This is a genomic window from Kitasatospora viridis (assembly GCF_007829815.1).
GTDB classification, from domain to species: Bacteria; Actinomycetota; Actinomycetes; order Streptomycetales; family Streptomycetaceae; genus Kitasatospora; species Kitasatospora viridis.
Genome location: NZ_VIWT01000001.1, coordinates 666,320 through 681,051, shown reverse-complemented (window position 1 = coordinate 681,051; position 14,732 = coordinate 666,320). Strand labels below are relative to the sequence as shown.

At 74.0% G+C, this 14,732-nt stretch carries 11 protein-coding genes; 4 read left to right on the top strand and 7 right to left on the bottom strand.

Features of this window, described 5'->3' with window-relative positions:
* Positions 1-153: 153 nt before the first annotated feature.
* On the bottom strand, positions 154-780 hold the full coding sequence (locus FHX73_RS45485; RefSeq protein ID WP_211786124.1) for a TetR/AcrR family transcriptional regulator: 627 nt from the start codon (positions 778-780) through the stop codon (positions 154-156).
* 139 nt (positions 781-919) lie between these two features.
* On the opposite strand from FHX73_RS45485, the gene FHX73_RS03145 reads away from it, so the two are divergent.
* The 4 genes from FHX73_RS03145 to FHX73_RS03130 all read left to right on the top strand — a co-directional run bounded on the left by FHX73_RS03145 (position 920) and on the right by FHX73_RS03130 (position 7,498).
* Positions 920-3,145, top strand: coding sequence for an MMPL family transporter (locus FHX73_RS03145; protein ID WP_145903156.1), 2,226 nt, complete (start codon positions 920-922; stop codon positions 3,143-3,145).
* A gap of 47 nt (positions 3,146-3,192) precedes the next feature.
* Positions 3,193-3,936 carry a PIG-L deacetylase family protein gene (locus FHX73_RS03140; protein WP_246213324.1) on the top strand — a complete coding sequence of 248 codons (744 nt, stop codon included), beginning with the start codon at positions 3,193-3,195 and terminating at the stop codon, positions 3,934-3,936.
* 66 nt (positions 3,937-4,002) lie between these two features.
* Positions 4,003-4,692 carry an NADPH-dependent F420 reductase gene (locus FHX73_RS03135; RefSeq protein ID WP_281292710.1) on the top strand — a complete coding sequence of 230 codons (690 nt, stop codon included), beginning with the start codon at positions 4,003-4,005 and terminating at the stop codon, positions 4,690-4,692.
* Between the two features lie 91 nt (positions 4,693-4,783).
* Complete coding sequence (locus tag FHX73_RS03130) at positions 4,784-7,498, top strand: SpoIIE family protein phosphatase (protein ID WP_145903154.1); 2,715 nt, start codon at positions 4,784-4,786, stop codon at positions 7,496-7,498.
* Between the two features lie 7 nt (positions 7,499-7,505).
* On the opposite strand, the gene FHX73_RS03125 is transcribed toward FHX73_RS03130, so the two are convergent.
* The 6 genes from FHX73_RS03125 to FHX73_RS03100 form a co-directional block, all read right to left on the bottom strand.
* Positions 7,506-8,945, bottom strand: coding sequence for a M1 family metallopeptidase (locus FHX73_RS03125; RefSeq protein ID WP_145908025.1), 1,440 nt, complete (start codon positions 8,943-8,945; stop codon positions 7,506-7,508).
* A gap of 78 nt (positions 8,946-9,023) precedes the next feature.
* Positions 9,024-10,937, bottom strand: coding sequence for a putative Ig domain-containing protein (locus FHX73_RS45480; RefSeq protein WP_211786123.1), 1,914 nt, complete (start codon positions 10,935-10,937; stop codon positions 9,024-9,026).
* Positions 10,938-11,307: 370 nt separating this feature from the next.
* Positions 11,308-12,075 carry a thioesterase II family protein gene (locus tag FHX73_RS03115; protein ID WP_145903153.1) on the bottom strand — a complete coding sequence of 256 codons (768 nt, stop codon included), beginning with the start codon at positions 12,073-12,075 and terminating at the stop codon, positions 11,308-11,310.
* Between the two features lie 133 nt (positions 12,076-12,208).
* Positions 12,209-13,219, bottom strand: coding sequence for a 2-dehydropantoate 2-reductase (locus FHX73_RS03110; protein ID WP_246213323.1), 1,011 nt, complete (start codon positions 13,217-13,219; stop codon positions 12,209-12,211).
* Positions 13,219-13,845 carry a TetR/AcrR family transcriptional regulator gene (locus tag FHX73_RS03105; protein ID WP_145903152.1) on the bottom strand — a complete coding sequence of 209 codons (627 nt, stop codon included), beginning with the start codon at positions 13,843-13,845 and terminating at the stop codon, positions 13,219-13,221. The genes FHX73_RS03110 and FHX73_RS03105 overlap by 1 nt, the downstream gene beginning before the upstream one ends.
* An 82-nt stretch (positions 13,846-13,927) precedes the next feature.
* A complete protein-coding gene (locus FHX73_RS03100) occupies positions 13,928-14,725 on the bottom strand; it encodes a class II aldolase/adducin family protein (RefSeq protein ID WP_145903151.1) in 798 nt (265 codons plus the stop codon).
* Positions 14,726-14,732 lie beyond the last annotated feature (7 nt).

The window sequence follows — 14,732 nt, the reverse complement described above, 5'->3', positions numbered from 1 at the left end:
GGATGGCCGGGGGGCCGTGGTGTCGGGGCACAGGCGTCGCTGACGGCGCCCGGTCCGGGATTCTACCTATCCGGCCCTGTCCGGCTTCCTCCGGTGACGGTGCATCCGCCGTGTTTCGGACGGTGCGTCGGCCGTGCCCGAGCTGACGCTCCGTCAGTGTCCCAGTGCCTGGAAGGCGCTGCGCACCATCGCGAGCACGTCGGTGGTGGCCTGCTCGGTCGGGGACAGGTGGGTGTACGTCAGGCGGACGGCGCGCAGCGCGCCGACCCCGGCGCGGCCGAGCACGGAGGCCCGCAGGGCCTGCTCCCGGGTCGGGTCGGCGGGGGCGATCCGGAACTGCAGCGCGTCCACCACCTCCTGCTCCAGGTCGAAGAGCAGGAACCGGCCGCCCCGGCTGGTCAGGTCGGGCGGCAGCGGCTGCGGCCCGACCAGCAGCATGGCCGGAGCCGTGTGGTGCCAGGTGGCCAGTTCCAGCACCGCCTCGCGCAGCGCCGCCAGCGGCGGTTCGGCGGCCGGGCGGTTACGGATCGCGCTGCCGAGCAGCGGGATCAGGTCGCGGACCTGTTGCACCAACAGGCTCTCCTTCGACCGGAAGTAGCGGAAGAAGGTGCGCTCGCCGACGCCGGCCGCGAGCGCGATGTCCCGCACGGTGGTGGCGTCGTAGCCCTGCTCCTGGAAGAGCCGGTTGGCGGCCTGCACCAGGGCGAGGTGGGTGCGCTGCCGGTTCCGTTCGCGGCGGCCCGGCTCCTCGCCGCCGTCCAAGGTCTCGTCGGTTTCCACGCCACCGATCATCGCAGGCCCGGGCGGAGCCGTGGGGCGACAACTTGGCAGTCCTGCCAACTTTGCTAACGTGGCAGCCCTGCCACTTTCTCGACCCGGCGTCACCGCCGGTCGGACACCCAGATCGGGAGCCCCAGCCATGCCGACCCTGCTCCACCGCCTCGGACGGCTCGCCTACCGCCACCGCCGCCGCGTGCTCACCCTCTGGCTCGCGGTGATCGCCGCCGTCGTCGGCTGCATGCTGGCCTTCGGCGGCCCGGGCAAGCTCGACGACACCTTCACCATCCCGGGATCCGAGTCCCAGGTGGCGCTGGACCGGATGAAGACCGACTTCCCGGCGTCCTCGGGCACCAGCGCGCAGGTGGTCTTCACCGCCCCGGCGGGCCACAAGGTCACCGATCCGCCCGACCTGGCGGCGATCCGCACCGCGCTGACCGCCGCCGCGTCGGCGCCGCAGGTGGTCAAGGTGGTCGACCCGGTCGCCGCGCACACCGTCTCCGCCGACGGCAGCACGGCGATAGCCCAGGTCCAGTACGAGGTCACCGCGAGCGGCCTGCACAGTGACTCGCTCGACCAGCTGAGGAGCGCCGTCTCCGGCGCCCAGCGCAGCGGCCTCGACGTCCAGGTCGGCGGCAACGCGGCCAGCCTGGTCAAGGACAAGTCCCACACCGCCGACCTGATCGGCGTCGGCGTCGCCCTGCTGATCCTGGCGCTCACCTTCGGCTCGCTGCTCACCGCCGGAATGCCGCTGGCCAGCGCGCTGGTCGGGGTCGCCACCGCGATCGCCGGGGTGCTCTCGCTCACCGGGGTGACGGCGATCTCCTCCACCGCGCAGAGCCTGGCCCTGATGATCGGCCTGGCGGTGGGCATCGACTACGCGCTCTTCATCGTCAGCCGCCACCGCGCCCAACTCGCCCACGGCACGGACCCCGAGGAGTCGGCGGCGCTGGCCGTCGGCACGGCCGGCAGCGCCGTGGTCTTCGCCGGCCTCACCGTGGTGATCGCGATGGCCGGGCTCACCGTGATCGGCATCCCCTACCTGACCGCGATGGGCCTCGCCGCGGCCGCCGCGGTGCTGATCGCCGTGCTGGTCGCGACCACCCTGCTGCCCGCCCTGCTCGGCTTCGCCGGCAAGCGGCTGACGCCCCGGCCCGGCTCCCGCGCGATGCGCCGCGAACAGGCACTGGCCCGCGCCGACGGCCGCCCGGCCAACGCGGGGGAGCGCTGGTTCCGGCTGGTCACCCGCCGCCCGCTGCTCACCGTCGCCGCGGTGCTCGCCTGCGCCGGCGCGCTCGCCTGGCCGGCGCACAGCCTGCGGCTCGCCCTGCCCGACAACGGCACCGCGCCCGCCCACTCCTCCCAGCGCCTCGCCTACGACCAGGTCAGCAAGGAGTTCGGCCCCGGCTTCAACGGCCCGCTGCTGGTGCTGGCCGACACCACCCACAGCGCCGACCCCACCGCCGCGGCCCGCACCATCGCCGAGTCGATCAAGGCGCTGCCCGGCGTCGCCACCGTCGGCGCCCCGGCGGTGAACCCGGCCGCCCGCACCGCGCTGATCCAGGTGATCCCGACCGGCGGCCCCAGCGACCAGACGACCAAGACCCTGGTCTCCACCATCCGCGGCGACGCCGCCGCGCTCCAGCAGCGCACCGGCGCCGGGATCGGCGTCACCGGCACCACCGCCGTCAGCATCGACGTCTCCGCCAAGCTCAACGCCGCGCTGCTGCCGTTCGCGGCCGTGGTGGTCGGCCTCTCGCTGCTCCTCCTGCTGCTGGTCTTCCGCTCCCTGGTGGTCCCGCTCAAGGCCGCGGCCGGCTTCGTGCTCTCGATCGCCGCGACCCTAGGCGCGGTGGTCGGCGTCTTCCAGTGGGGCCACTTCGCCCAGTGGATCGGGGTGGACAAGGCCGGGCCGATCAGCAGCTTCCTGCCGATCATCCTGCTGGCGGTGCTCTTCGGACTGGCGATGGACTACGAGGTCTTCCTGGTCTCCCGGATGCGCGAGGCCTACGTCCACCACCGGCAGCCGCTGAGCGCCGTGCACAGCGGGGCCCGGCACAGCGCCCGGGTGGTCACGGCCGCCGCGCTGATCATGATCTCGGTCTTCGCGGCCTTCGTCGGCTCGAACAGCCCGATGCTGAAGCAGATCGCGCTGGCCCTGGCGATCGGCGTCCTGGTCGACGCCTTCCTGATTCGGATGACCTTCGTCCCGGCGGTGCTCGCACTCACCCGGCACGCCGCCTGGTGGTTGCCGCGCTGGCTGGACCGCCTGCTGCCGGACCTCGACGTGGAGGGCGAGAAGCTCCGGCACGCGCGCGAGCCCGAGGCCGAGGTGATCCCGCTCCGCGCGCCGACGGAGCACGTCTGATGGTATGACGGATCTGAGCCACCATCAGATCACCGAGGAGCCGAGCCGTGCCCGACCCCGCCCCGAAGCCCCTGCAGCCGCTCGACGAGGACTGGGGGACCGCGCTCGCCGTGGTCGCCCACCCCGACGACATGGAGTACGGCGCGGCGGCGGCCGTGGCCCGCTGGACCAGCCAGGGCAAGCGGGTCGTCTACGCCATGCTGACCAGCGGCGAGGCCGGCATCGACGGGCTCGACCCCGCCGAGTGCGGCCCGCTGCGGGAGGTCGAGCAGATCGCCTCGGCGGCCCTGGTCGGGGTGGACACCGTGGAGTTCCTGCGCCACCCCGACGGGGTGCTGGAGTACGGCCTGGCGCTGCGCCGCGACGTCGCCCGGCTGGTCCGCCGGCACCGCCCGGAGATCGTCATCACCGGCAACTTCCGGGAGACCTACGGCGGCGTCGTGCCCAACCAGGCCGACCACATCGCGGCCGGCCGGGCCACCCTGGACGGGGTGCGGGACGCGGGCAACCGGTGGGTCTTCCGGGAGCTGCTGGCCGAGGGCCTGGAGCCGTGGGGCGGGGTGCGCCAGCTCTGGGCGGGCGGTTCGCCGCTGGCCGAGCACGGGGTGGACACCACCGACCACTTCGAGGCCGGCGTCGCCTCGCTGGAGGCGCACGCCGCCTACCTGGCCGGCCTCGGCGGTCAGATGGCGGACGCCCGGGGCTTCCTGGAGGGCTTCGGCCGGGAGGCAGGCACCCGGCTCGGCACCCGGTTCGGCGCGGCGTTCGAGGTGCTCCGGCTGACGTTCTGACACCTGCTGCGGGCAGTCGGAAATATGACGCCCGGTCAGACGGTTCGGTAGGACCAGCACAGCAAGATCAGCCCAGCAGCACCAGCCCAGCAGGACCAGCACAACGAGGAGTGCGGCATGAAGATCGGCATCATCGGCGCGGGGAACATCGGCGGCAACCTCACCCGGCGGCTCACCGCGCTGGGCCACCAGGTCGCGGTGGCCAACTCGCGCGGCCCGCAGAGCCTGGCCGAGCTGGCCGCCGAGACCGGCGCCACCGCGGTGGCGGCGACCGAGGCGGCCCGCGACGCGGAGCTGGTCGTGGTCACCGTGCCGCTGAAGGCGGTGCCGCAGCTGCCGGCCGACCTGTTCGCCGGGGCCGCCCCCGGGTTCGCCGTGGTGGACACCGGCAACTACTACCCGGACCGGGACGGCCGGATCGCCGAGCTGGAGGCCGGGGTGCCGTCCAGCCGGTGGACCGAGCAGCACATCGGGCACCCGGTGGTGAAGGCCTTCAACGGCACCTACGCCCAGGACCTGATCGACCGGCCGCGCCCGGCCGGCGCCGCCGACCGGCTCGCCCTCCCGGTCGCGGGCGACGACGCGGCGGCCAAGCAGAGGGTCCGCGCGCTGATCGAGGAGCTCGGCTTCGACACCGTCGACTCGGGCGGCATCGCCGACTCGTGGCGCCAGCAGCCCGGCACCCCCGTCTACGGTCTGCGGGCCGGCACCCCCGAGGTCACCGAGGCGCTCGCCGAGGCCGTGCCGACCTCCTGACCGCCCGGGGTCGGCCGCCGTCCGGGTGCGCGGGGCGACATACCGGCAGGTGCGCTGGCCGCAGGGGCCGAAGAGGCGTAGACATGGCCCCATGGCCCGGAAGAACCGGACCCGGCGGGTCCGGGGTGTGCGCAGCCTGGCCGGGCAGGTCTTCGCGTTGCAGGTCCTGGTGGTCGTGCTGCTGGTGCTGGCGGCTGTCCTGGCACTGGTGCTGGAGTCGCAGCGGGCCAGCAACACCGAGGTCCGCAACCGCTCGATCGCCGTGGCCGAGAGCTTCGCCAACGGGCCCGGCACCGCCGCCGCGCTGCGCGCCCCCGACCCGACGGCGGTGCTGGAGCCGCGCGCGGAGGCGGCCCGGATCGGCGCCGGGGTGGACTTCATCGTGGTGATCAACCCGCAGGGCATCCGCCTCACCCACCCCGAACCGGCCCTGATCGGCAAGCCCTTCCAAGGGGACTACCAACCCGCGTTGCAGGGCCGCACGGTGGTGCAGCGGATCGGCAGCCCGATCGGCGAGCTGGTGCAGGCCGTGGTCCCGCTCCGGGACACCGACGGCACCATCGTGGGTGCGGTCTCGGCCGGCGTCACGGTCAGCCGGGCCACCTCTGTGGTGGACCGCCAGCTGCCCCTGGTGCTCGGCACCGCGGCCGGCGCCCTGGTGCTGGCCACCGTCGGCACCGCGCTCGCCGTGCGCCGGCTGCGCCGGCAGACCCACGGCCTGGCCCCGGCCGAGATGACCAGGATGTACGAGCACCACGACGCCGTGCTGCACGCGGTCCGCGAGGGCGTGCTCATCATCGGACCCGAGAAGCGCGGCATCGGGCCCGAGCGGCGCGGCAGCGGCGGCGAGCGGCACCGCGCCGACACCCTGCTGCTGGCCAACGACGAGGCCCGCCGCCTGCTCGGGCTGTCCGCGGAGGCGGAGGGCCGCCCGGTCGGCGAGCTCGACCTGGACCCCTCGGTCGCCGAACTCCTCGGCTCCGGCCGCCCGGTCAGCGACGAGGTGGCGGTCAGCAAGGGCCGGCCGCTGCTGGTCAACGTCCGCGCCACCGACCTGGCCGGCGGCCCGCCCGGCAGCGTGGTGACCCTGCGCGACTCCACCGAGCTGCAGGCCGCCGTCGCCCGGGCCGACGCGGCCGGGCGCCGGCTCACCCTGCTCTACGACGCCTCGGTGGCGATCGGCACCACGCTGGACGTCGCCCGCACCGCCGAGGAGTTGGCCGAGGTGGCGGTGCCCCGGTTCGCCGACCAGGTCAGCGTCGACCTGGCCGAGACGGTGCTGGCCGGCGCCGAACCGGTGCCCCAGGACAGCCTGCGGATGCGCCGGGTGGCGCGGGTCGGCAGCCCGACCGACGGCTTCTACCCGGTCGGCGAGGCGATCACGGTGCGCCCGGGCTCGCCGCAGGGCCGCAGTCTGAGCAGCGGCGAGGCCGTGCTCGACGCCGACCTGGCGAGCTCCCCGGACTGGCAGGCCCAGGACTCGGCCCGGTCCGCCGCGATGCTGGCCGCCGGGGTGCACTCGGTGATCCGGGTGCCGCTGCGCGGCCGCGGGGTGCAGCTGGGCATCGCCAAGTTCTGGCGGGCCGGCGGCTCGCCCCGGTTCGAGCCGGAGGACCTCTCGCTGGCCGAGGAGCTGGCCGCCCGGGCCGCCGTCTGCATCGACAACGCCCGCCGCTACACCCGCGAGCACGCCATGGCGGTCACCCTGCAGCGCAGCCTGCTGCCGCAGGGCCTGCCGGAGCAGACCGCGCTGCTGGTGGCCTCCCGCTACCTGCCGGCCCAGGCCGGCGTCGGCGGCGACTGGTTCGACCTGATCCCGCTGCCCGGCTCCCGGGTGGCCCTGGTGGTCGGCGACGTGGTCGGCCACGGCCTGCACGCCGCCGCGACCATGGGCCGGCTGCGCACCGCCGTGCACAACTTCGCGATGCTCGACCTGGCCCCCGACGAACTGCTCGGCCACCTCGACGAGCTGGTGGCCCGGCTGGACCAGGAGCAGCGCCAGGAGCCCGGCGGCAGCCAGGCGGTCACCGGCGCCGGCTGCCTGATCGCGGTCTACGACCCGGTCTCCCGGGAGTGCGTGCTGGCCCGGGCCGGCCACCCGCCGCCCGCCCTGGTCGGCCCGGACGGCTCGGTGGAGTTCCCAGAGGTGCCGGCCGGCCCGCCGCTGGGCGTCGGCGGGCTGCCGTTCGTCTCGGCCCGGCTGCGCCCGGCCGAGGGCACCCTGCTGGTGCTCTACACCGACGGGCTGCTGGAGGACCGCGACCGCGACCTGGACAGCGGGCTGGACAGCGGCCTCGACCTGCTGCGCCGCTCGCTCCAGCAGGAGCGCGGCCACGACCCGGAGCGCACCTGCGACGGGGTGCTGGCCGACCTGCTGCCCGCGCGCCCGGTGGACGACGTGGCGCTGCTGGTGGCCCGCACCCGGGTGCTGCCGCCGGACCGGGTGGCGCGCTGGTCGGTGGAGAAGGACCCGGCGGCGGTCGGCGAGGTGCGCGCGGCGGTCAGCCGCCAGCTGGACCGCTGGGGCCTGACCGAGCAGGCCTTCGTCACCGAGCTGGTGCTCAGCGAGCTGCTCACCAACGCGATCCGCTACGCGGCCGAGCCGATCACCGTGCGGCTGCTCTTCGACCGGGTGCTGACCTGCGAGGTCTCCGACGCCAGCAGCACCGCCCCGCACCTGCGCTACGCGGCCGAGACCGACGAGGGCGGGCGCGGGCTGTTCCTGGTGGCGCAGCTGGCCGAGCGCTGGGGCACCCGGTACACCCGGACCGGCAAGGTGATCTGGGCCGAGCAGGAGCTCGACTGACGGGCCGTCAGGAGCCGGCCGGCCGCACGGTCCAGTCCGGGTGGCCGGGCATCGGCGGCGTCCGGGTGCCGTGCAGCCAGGCGTCGAGGAAGCCGGACAGGTCCTGGCCGGCCAGCTCGGAGGCGGTCTCGACGTAGTCGGCGGTGCTCGCCGAGCCGTCCCGGTAGCGGGCCAGGAAGCCGCGCTCGATCCGGTCGAAGGCCTGCTCGCCGACCCGTTGGCGCAGCGCGTAGAGCACCAGCACCCCGCCCAGGTAGCGCTGCTCCTCGAACAGGTCGGCCGCGTTCGGGTCGGCCACCGGCCCCCAGTCGTGGCGCCACTGGTCGCCGTCGGCGTAGACCGCGCGCATCCGGTCGTCCAGCGAGGTCAGGCCCAACCCGTCCGGCCAGCCGCGCTGGTAGCGGTAGAGCAGGCCGTAGTAGTCGGCGTGCCCCTCGTTCAGCCACAGGTCGGACCAGCTGCGCGGGGTGACGCTGTCGCCGAACCAGGAGTGCACCAGCTCGTGCATCATGTGCGAGCCGATCGCGGGTTCCGGCTGGGTGAGGAAGCCGGGCTTGTAGAGGGTGAGGGTCTGGGTCTCCAGGCCGGTGAAGCCGAAGGCGTCCGGCGCGTCGGTGTCCACCGGCAGCAGCCCGTAGGACTCGAACGGGAAGGGGCCCAACCGCTGCTCGATCCACTCCAGTTGGCCGTACTCCAGGTCCAGCGCGGGCCGGACGGCGGCCAGCCGGGCGGGGGGTACGACGTCGCGCAGGGGCAGGCCGTCCGGGCCGCGGTGCTCGTTCAGCCGGTAGTCGCCGACGGCCACCTGGAGCAGCTCGGTGGCCATCGGGGCGCGGTAGCGGTAGGTCCGGGTGGTGCGGCCGTCCCGCCGGCTGCTGCCGGCGGGGGTGCCGCCCGCCACCCCGAGCAGTCCGTCCGGCGCGGTGACGTCGACGGTGAACCGGGCCTTGTCGTCCGGCCGGTCGTTGCAGGGGAAGACGGTGTGCGCGCTGTTCGGCTGCCCGGCCAGGGCGAAGCCCGTCGCGGTCGGCACCCAGCCGGTGTGCGGCAACCGGGCGGTGGGGTCGGCGGTGTACTCGACCTTCACGGTGAGCCGCTGTCCGCCCGCCGCCCGGTGGGGCAGATGGACCGTCAGTTTCTCTTCCTCGGTGCGGAACTGCGCGTCACGGCCGTCGACCGTGACCTGGCGCACCGTCAGGCCCAGGGCGTCCAGGTCGAGCTCGCGCAACGGCTGCCGGGTGCGGGCGGTGATCTCGGCCGTGCCGGCCACCGTGCGGGTGTCGGCCAGGTAGTCGAAGGCGAGGTGGTAGTCGAGCGCGTCGTAGGCCGTGCTGCCCAGGCCCGGGAAGACCGGGTCGGCGGGCGAGGGTGCGGCCTGGGCGGTCGGGGTGAGCGGGGCCAGCAGGAGCCAGCAGGCGAGCGCGGGCGGGGCGGCCTTGGCGATCATCACGTGACGGAGTGTAGGGGGCAACGGCCGGCGGGCCGTGGCATCAGCCACGGCCCGCCGGGTGAATCCGAGGTGGGGTCAGCTCGCGTTCAGCGCGGTGTCGTCGATCACGAAGCTGGTCTGGGCGGAGGAGGAGTTCTCCACGCCGCTGAACTTGAGCGTGACGCTCTTGCCGGCGTAGGAGGACAGGTTGTAGGTCTCCTGGACGTAGCCGTTGTTGGCGTTCAGGTTGGAGAAGGTGGCGATGGTGGTGCCGTTCGCCGTGACGGTCAGCTTGTCGGAGGCGGTGCTACCGGTCTTGGCGGTGTCGATGTGCAACCAGAAGCTGAAGCTCGCCGAGCAGTTGGCCGGCACGTTGACGGTCTGCGACAGGGTGTCGGTGTGGGCGGCGCCGTAGCCGTCCAGCCACGCGTCCCAGTTGCCGCTGTGGGCCGGCTCGCTGACGGTGTCGTTGTTGATGACGCCGGCCGTCGCGGTCCACGGCGAGGCGGCGCCGGTCTCGAAGCCCGGGTTGCCGAGCAGCTGGCCGCCGCCGGTGCAGGTGCCGCCGCCACCGGAGGTGGCGATGGTCCAGCTGAACGAGGCGGAGCCGGAGGCGCCGGTGCCGTCGGTGGCCGTCACGGTGACCGAGGAGGTGGCCGCGGTGGTCGGGGTGCCGGTGATCAGGCCCGAGGAGCTGATCGACAGGCCGGCCGGCAGGCCGGTGGCCGAGTAGGTCAGGGTCTGGCCGGAGCCCGAGTCGGTCGCGTTGACCTGGAGGCTGACCGCGGTGCCGACGGTGCCGCTCTGGCTGCCCGGGTTGGTCACGGTGACGGTGTTACCGGTGCCGCCACCGTGGTTCAGGATCGGGTGCGAGATCGAGCACGCGTTGGTGTCGTTCGACCAGCTGGCCTGCTCCGGGTAGGTGCCGAAGGAGCCGAAGGAGACGTTGGCCGCGCCGCCGGTGGTGCCGGGGGCGATCCAGGCGCACTCGTCGGAGTTCTCCTGGCCGTTGAAGGAGCTGCCGCTCTGCTGGTTGGTCCAACCGCCCGCCGGGTACATGTCGGACATCATCTCGTGCCACTCGTGGCCCAGGGTGATGGTCCAACCGTCCAGGGTTCCGGGCGAGTTGACGAAGCCGACGCCGCAGCCCTGGCCGGAGTCCATGTTGTACGGCTGGTTCGAGAAGGCGAGGTCGCCGTACGGCGAGCTGACCGCGCCGCCGGTGAGCGAGGAGTCACCCGTGTAGTCGTGCCAGGCGCAGTACTGGCCCTGGTAGTTGTCCGGGTTGGCGCCGGTCGGCGAGAGGATCACGTAGTAGGTGTTCCGGTTGGAACCCGACGCCGTGTTGCCGAAGTGGGCGGCCGCGTTGACGGCCTCCTGGCCCAGCTGGTTGCCGGTGGCCGCGCTCGGCGAGGCGCTGGAGGTGTCCTCCCAGACGCCGGACAGCACGCCGCCGGTCTGGTAGGGCACGAAGCTGGCGTTGCTCGGGCAACTGGTCGCCCCGCTGGCCACGTTGGGGCCGTCGCACCACTGGGTCAGGTCGGCCGACCAGAGCTCGTTGTTGGTGCCGATGCCCTTGAACATCTGCTGGGCCGCGGCGGCCGCGCCGTCCGGGTCGCCGGTGAAGGTGGCGTTCCCGTTGCTGTCGGTGCCCTGGGTACCCCATTGGGAACCGTAGAACACCAGGTAGACCTTCGCGTGGCCGTCGTTGACGCCGACGCCGTTGACGCCGCCGCCGTAGGAGAGGGTCTCCGGGCCGGTGGCGACCTGCGGGCTGGCGTGGCCGGCCGCCCAGGTCTTCATCTTGCCGTTCTGCTGGATCGTCGGGATGACGCCGTGCCGGTACGAGTGACCCGTCGCCGGGTCGTACGGGTTGGCCGAGGCGGCCTGGCTGGTGGCCGGGGCGGCCGTGGCCGACGGGGCGGCGGCGGCCATCAGCACGCCGGTGACCAGGGACAGCGCCGCGAGGCCGGTGACGGCCGCTCGTGCGCGGATGTGGGGAGTACCCATCTGTGGGGGGAATCCTCTCTCCTGCAGACCGTCGGAGGAACGCCGGTGGGCGCGGACGGTCAGCTGCGTGGGGTCGGACTTGCAAGACGCACCTGGGCGGGCCGCCGAGAACACACGGCGACGGCCGTCGAGCGGTGGAGCGGGACGCACCGAACCTGGGGCACGGCGCGCGGGGCGCGTCGCACCGGTGTGCGGGTGGGGGATCCGGCGCGGCCGTGGGAGCCGCGGCGGGTGGGGAGCGGCGGTCGGCCCGCCGTTCACTGCGGTGAAGCAAAGCAGAGTTGGCGAGGCTCGGTCAACGGTGCGGGCGTCAGGTTCCTGTACCGACCGACCGATCGGTCGTGGTGATCTCGCTCCCGCGGTGCGGGAGTTACCGAACGCCGGGGCGGGAGAGCAGATCGTCCAGCAGTGCCGGGCCCTGCTCGGTGAGGTAGAAGTGGCCGCCGGGGAACGAACGCCAGCCGAAACCGGCCGTGGTGACGGTGGCCCAGGTGCTGATCGACGCCTCGTCCACGTACTCCTCGCTGTCGCCGAGGTAGGCGGTCACCGGGACCGAGAGCGGTGCGGCGGCCGGGTCCACCCGGTGCGCGTCGACGTTGCGGTAGTCGGCCCGCAGGACCGGCAGGACCAGCTCGCGAAGATCCGGATCGTCGAGCAACTGCCCCGTGGTGCCACCGAGTTTGCGCAGGTGGGCGACGAGTGCCTCGTCGCTGGCACCGGGCAGGCCGCGGGCCTTCTCCATGCCGGGACCGGGGCGGCTGGACACCACCAGCGCGCGCAGCGGGGAGCCGGGCCGGCCGTCCAGCAGGCGGGCGGTTTCGTAGGCCACGGCCGCGCCCATGCTGTGCCCGAAGAGCACCAGCGGCGCGCCCCACAGGTCGGCGCAGGCCTCGGCGACCGGCGCGGCCAGCTCGGCGATGCTGCCCGGCACCGGCTCGGTCAACTTGTCCTCGCGGCCCGGGTAGCGGACCGCCAGCAGCTCCACCCCGTGCGGCGCGAGCGGCCCGAGGAAGCGGTAGTAGTTGGCCGAACCACCCGCGTGCGGGCAGCACAGGATCCGCAGGCGCGGCGCCGGGACCGGCTCGGGGTTGAGCCGGCGGAACCAGCGCTCGGCGGTCGCCCTGCCCCCGTCGCCCATCTGTGACCCCTCTCCCCACCGCGGCACCAAGACCCGCCCATGGTAGCGGTCGATGATCATCCGGTCAGCCCCCGCCGTCCAGCTGCCGCCCAGTCACCGCCCAGCCGGCGCCCAGTCGGTGCACGGCCGCCGGCTACCCCCGGGCGGCCGTGAGCTCGGCCAGCAGCTCCGGCCCGCTCCAGCGCCGGCGCGGCCCCCGCTCCGCCTCGTGCACCAGCGCCGCCAGTCGGGCGTTCACCGGTGCTTTCAGGCCGAACTCGGCGGCCAGCGCGACCACTTCGCCCTGGAGGTTGTCCACCTCGGTCGGCCGCCCGCGCTCCAGGTCCTCCCACATCGAGGAACGGGCCCGGTCGTCCACCCGCAGGTTGGCGGCGGCGATCCGGCGGAACACCGCGTCCGGCGCCAGCAGCACCCGCGCGGTGACCGCCGCCGGGAACGGGCCGACCTTGGACAGCGGCAGCCCCGCCGCCCGGAAGGCGGTCAGCGCCTCGCCCTGACAGAGCGCCAGGCACCGCCGGTAGGCCCGCTGGCCGAGCTGCTCGCGCAGCGGCAGGTCGGAGAGCGCGTTCACCGCGTTGTTCAGGTTGGCCATCAGCTTGCTGCGCTGGGTCGCGCCGATGTCGGCCTCCGACTGCGCGGACAGGCCGGCGGCGGTCATCACCCGCAGCAGCGGGGCCGCCGCCGGGTGCTGCTCGATCGCCACCGCGCCGGCCGTGCCGCGGTGGAAGGTGCCGGGCGCGGACTGCAGCACGTTGTACGGCACCATCGCCGCCAGCACCGTGCGCCCGGGCAGCGCGGCGCGCAGCCGCTCGGTGTTGTAGAGCCCGTTCTGCAGGCTCACCACCACCGCCGAGCTGCCCAGTTCGGCGAGCTGGCGGGCGGCGGCGGCCGTCGCCGCGGTCTTCACGGTGACCAGCACGAAGTCCGCCCCGGCCGCCGCCTGCGGCGTGGTCGCCACGGCGAACCGGTCGGCCGGCACGGTGCGGGCCGGCCGCTCGCCGCCGGACAGCGTGAGCCCGCCGGCCAAGGTGTCCAGCACGGCCGGGCGCCCGATCAGCGTGACCTCGGCGTGCTCGGCGAGATGGCCGCCCAGGTAGCAGCCGACGCTCCCGGCGCCCAGCACGGCGATCCGCAGACGGTCCATCAGTCGTTCCCCTCGGTCGTGTGACTGCGGGTCAGACTACGCAGCAGCGGGGCGAGGAAGCGACGCTCCAGGGCGCCGGGCGGCAGCTGCTCCGGCTCCACGTAGCTCTGCGCCAGACCGCCCTCACGCAGCGCCACCAGCAGCCGGGCGAACTCCTCGGCCGGCACGGTCAGTTCCAGGCCGGCCCGGGCCAGGAAGGCGGTCAGCCCGGCGGCCAGCGCGGCCCGCAGCCGGGCGTCGTGCCGGGCCAGCACCCAGGCGGCCTGCGGGTCGCGGATCGCGTGCAGGGTGAACTCGGTGGTCACCAGGTACCAGTCGCGCTCGGCCGGCTCGATCACCGAGGCCAGCTCGGCCAGCCGCTCCAGGCTCGACTCGCCGTCCGGCACCGCCTCCAGCGCCGCGGCCAGCTGGGCCAGGGTCCGCTCGCTGTGCTCGTCGAAGAGCGCCAGGAACAGCTCCTCCTTGCTGGCGAAGTTGGAGTAGAACGCGCCCCGGGTGAAACCGGCGGCGGTGCAGACCTGTTCGATGGTCGCGGCCCGGAAGCCGTGCTCGGCGAACGTGGTCAGCGCGGCCGCCAGCAGCGCCGCCCGGGTGCGCGGGCGGCGGCTGGTGGTGCCCTTGGGCATGGTGCTCCTGCGGTGCTGTGGTGATCAGTGGTGCTGTGATGATCAGTGGTGATCAGTGGTGCTCTGGTGGTCGGTCGGCTGATCAGTCGACCAGGTCGGGGGAGGCGGCGAAGACCTGGTCGAAGAGCGGCTGCGCCTGGAACCAGCCGGCCAGCGAGCCGCCCAGCTGGGCGTGGGTGCGCTCGGCCGTCTCGTGGTCGATCAGCCGGGGCGTGCCGGCCGCCATCGCCAACAGCTGGGCCTGGCAGGAGCGTTCCATGGTGACGAACCACCAGGCCGCCTCGGCCACCGTCTGACCGACCGTCAGCAGCCCGTGGTTGGCCAGGATCGCCGCCTTGTGCGCGCCGAGCGCGACGCCGATCCGCTTGCCCTCCTCGACCTCGTCGGCCACGCCCCGGTAGTCCAGGTAGAGGCCGTGGTCCTGGTAGAAGGCGCAGGCGTCCTGGGTGATCGGGTCCAGCGGTATGCCCAGGCTGGCGAAGGCCTTGCCGTGCAGCGAGTGCGCGTGCGCCGCCGCGACCACGTCCGGCCGGGCCGCGTGCACCGCGGAGTGGATCACGAAGGCGGCCTTGTTGACCAGCCGCCGGCCGACCAGCAGGGTGCCCTCGTGGTCGACCAGCAGCAGGTCGGAGGCCTTGATCAGGCTGAACGCCATGCCGAACGGGTTGACCCAGTAGCAGTCGGGGAACTCCGGGTCGCGCACCGTGATGTGGCCGGCCACGCCCTCCGAGAAGCCGAGCCGGCCGAACAGCCGGAAGGCGGCGGCCAGCTGCTCCTTGCGGTGCTGCCGCTCCTCCTCGAAGGAGTCGAAGGTGGGCGGCAGCGGGAAGGTGACCCCCTCGGGGGTCGGTCCGATCAGCTTGGCGACGTTCGGGTCCATGGGCACG

Bases quoted from the DNA above. Each gene is read 5' to 3' on its own strand.
- FHX73_RS03145 (WP_145903156.1), top strand. From the start codon at position 920: ATGCCGACCCTGCTCCACCGCCTCGGACGGCTCGCCTACCGCCACCGC.
- FHX73_RS45480 (WP_211786123.1), bottom strand. From the start codon at position 10,937: ATGGGTACTCCCCACATCCGCGCACGAGCGGCCGTCACCGGCCTCGCG.
- FHX73_RS03130 (WP_145903154.1), top strand. From the start codon at position 4,784: ATGGCCCGGAAGAACCGGACCCGGCGGGTCCGGGGTGTGCGCAGCCTG.
- FHX73_RS03105 (WP_145903152.1), bottom strand. From the start codon at position 13,845: ATGCCCAAGGGCACCACCAGCCGCCGCCCGCGCACCCGGGCGGCGCTG.
- FHX73_RS03115 (WP_145903153.1), bottom strand. From the start codon at position 12,075: ATGGGCGACGGGGGCAGGGCGACCGCCGAGCGCTGGTTCCGCCGGCTC.
- FHX73_RS03100 (WP_145903151.1), bottom strand. From the start codon at position 14,725: ATGGACCCGAACGTCGCCAAGCTGATCGGACCGACCCCCGAGGGGGTC.
- FHX73_RS03125 (WP_145908025.1), bottom strand. From the start codon at position 8,945: ATGATCGCCAAGGCCGCCCCGCCCGCGCTCGCCTGCTGGCTCCTGCTG.
- FHX73_RS03110 (WP_246213323.1), bottom strand. From the start codon at position 13,219: ATGGACCGTCTGCGGATCGCCGTGCTGGGCGCCGGGAGCGTCGGCTGC.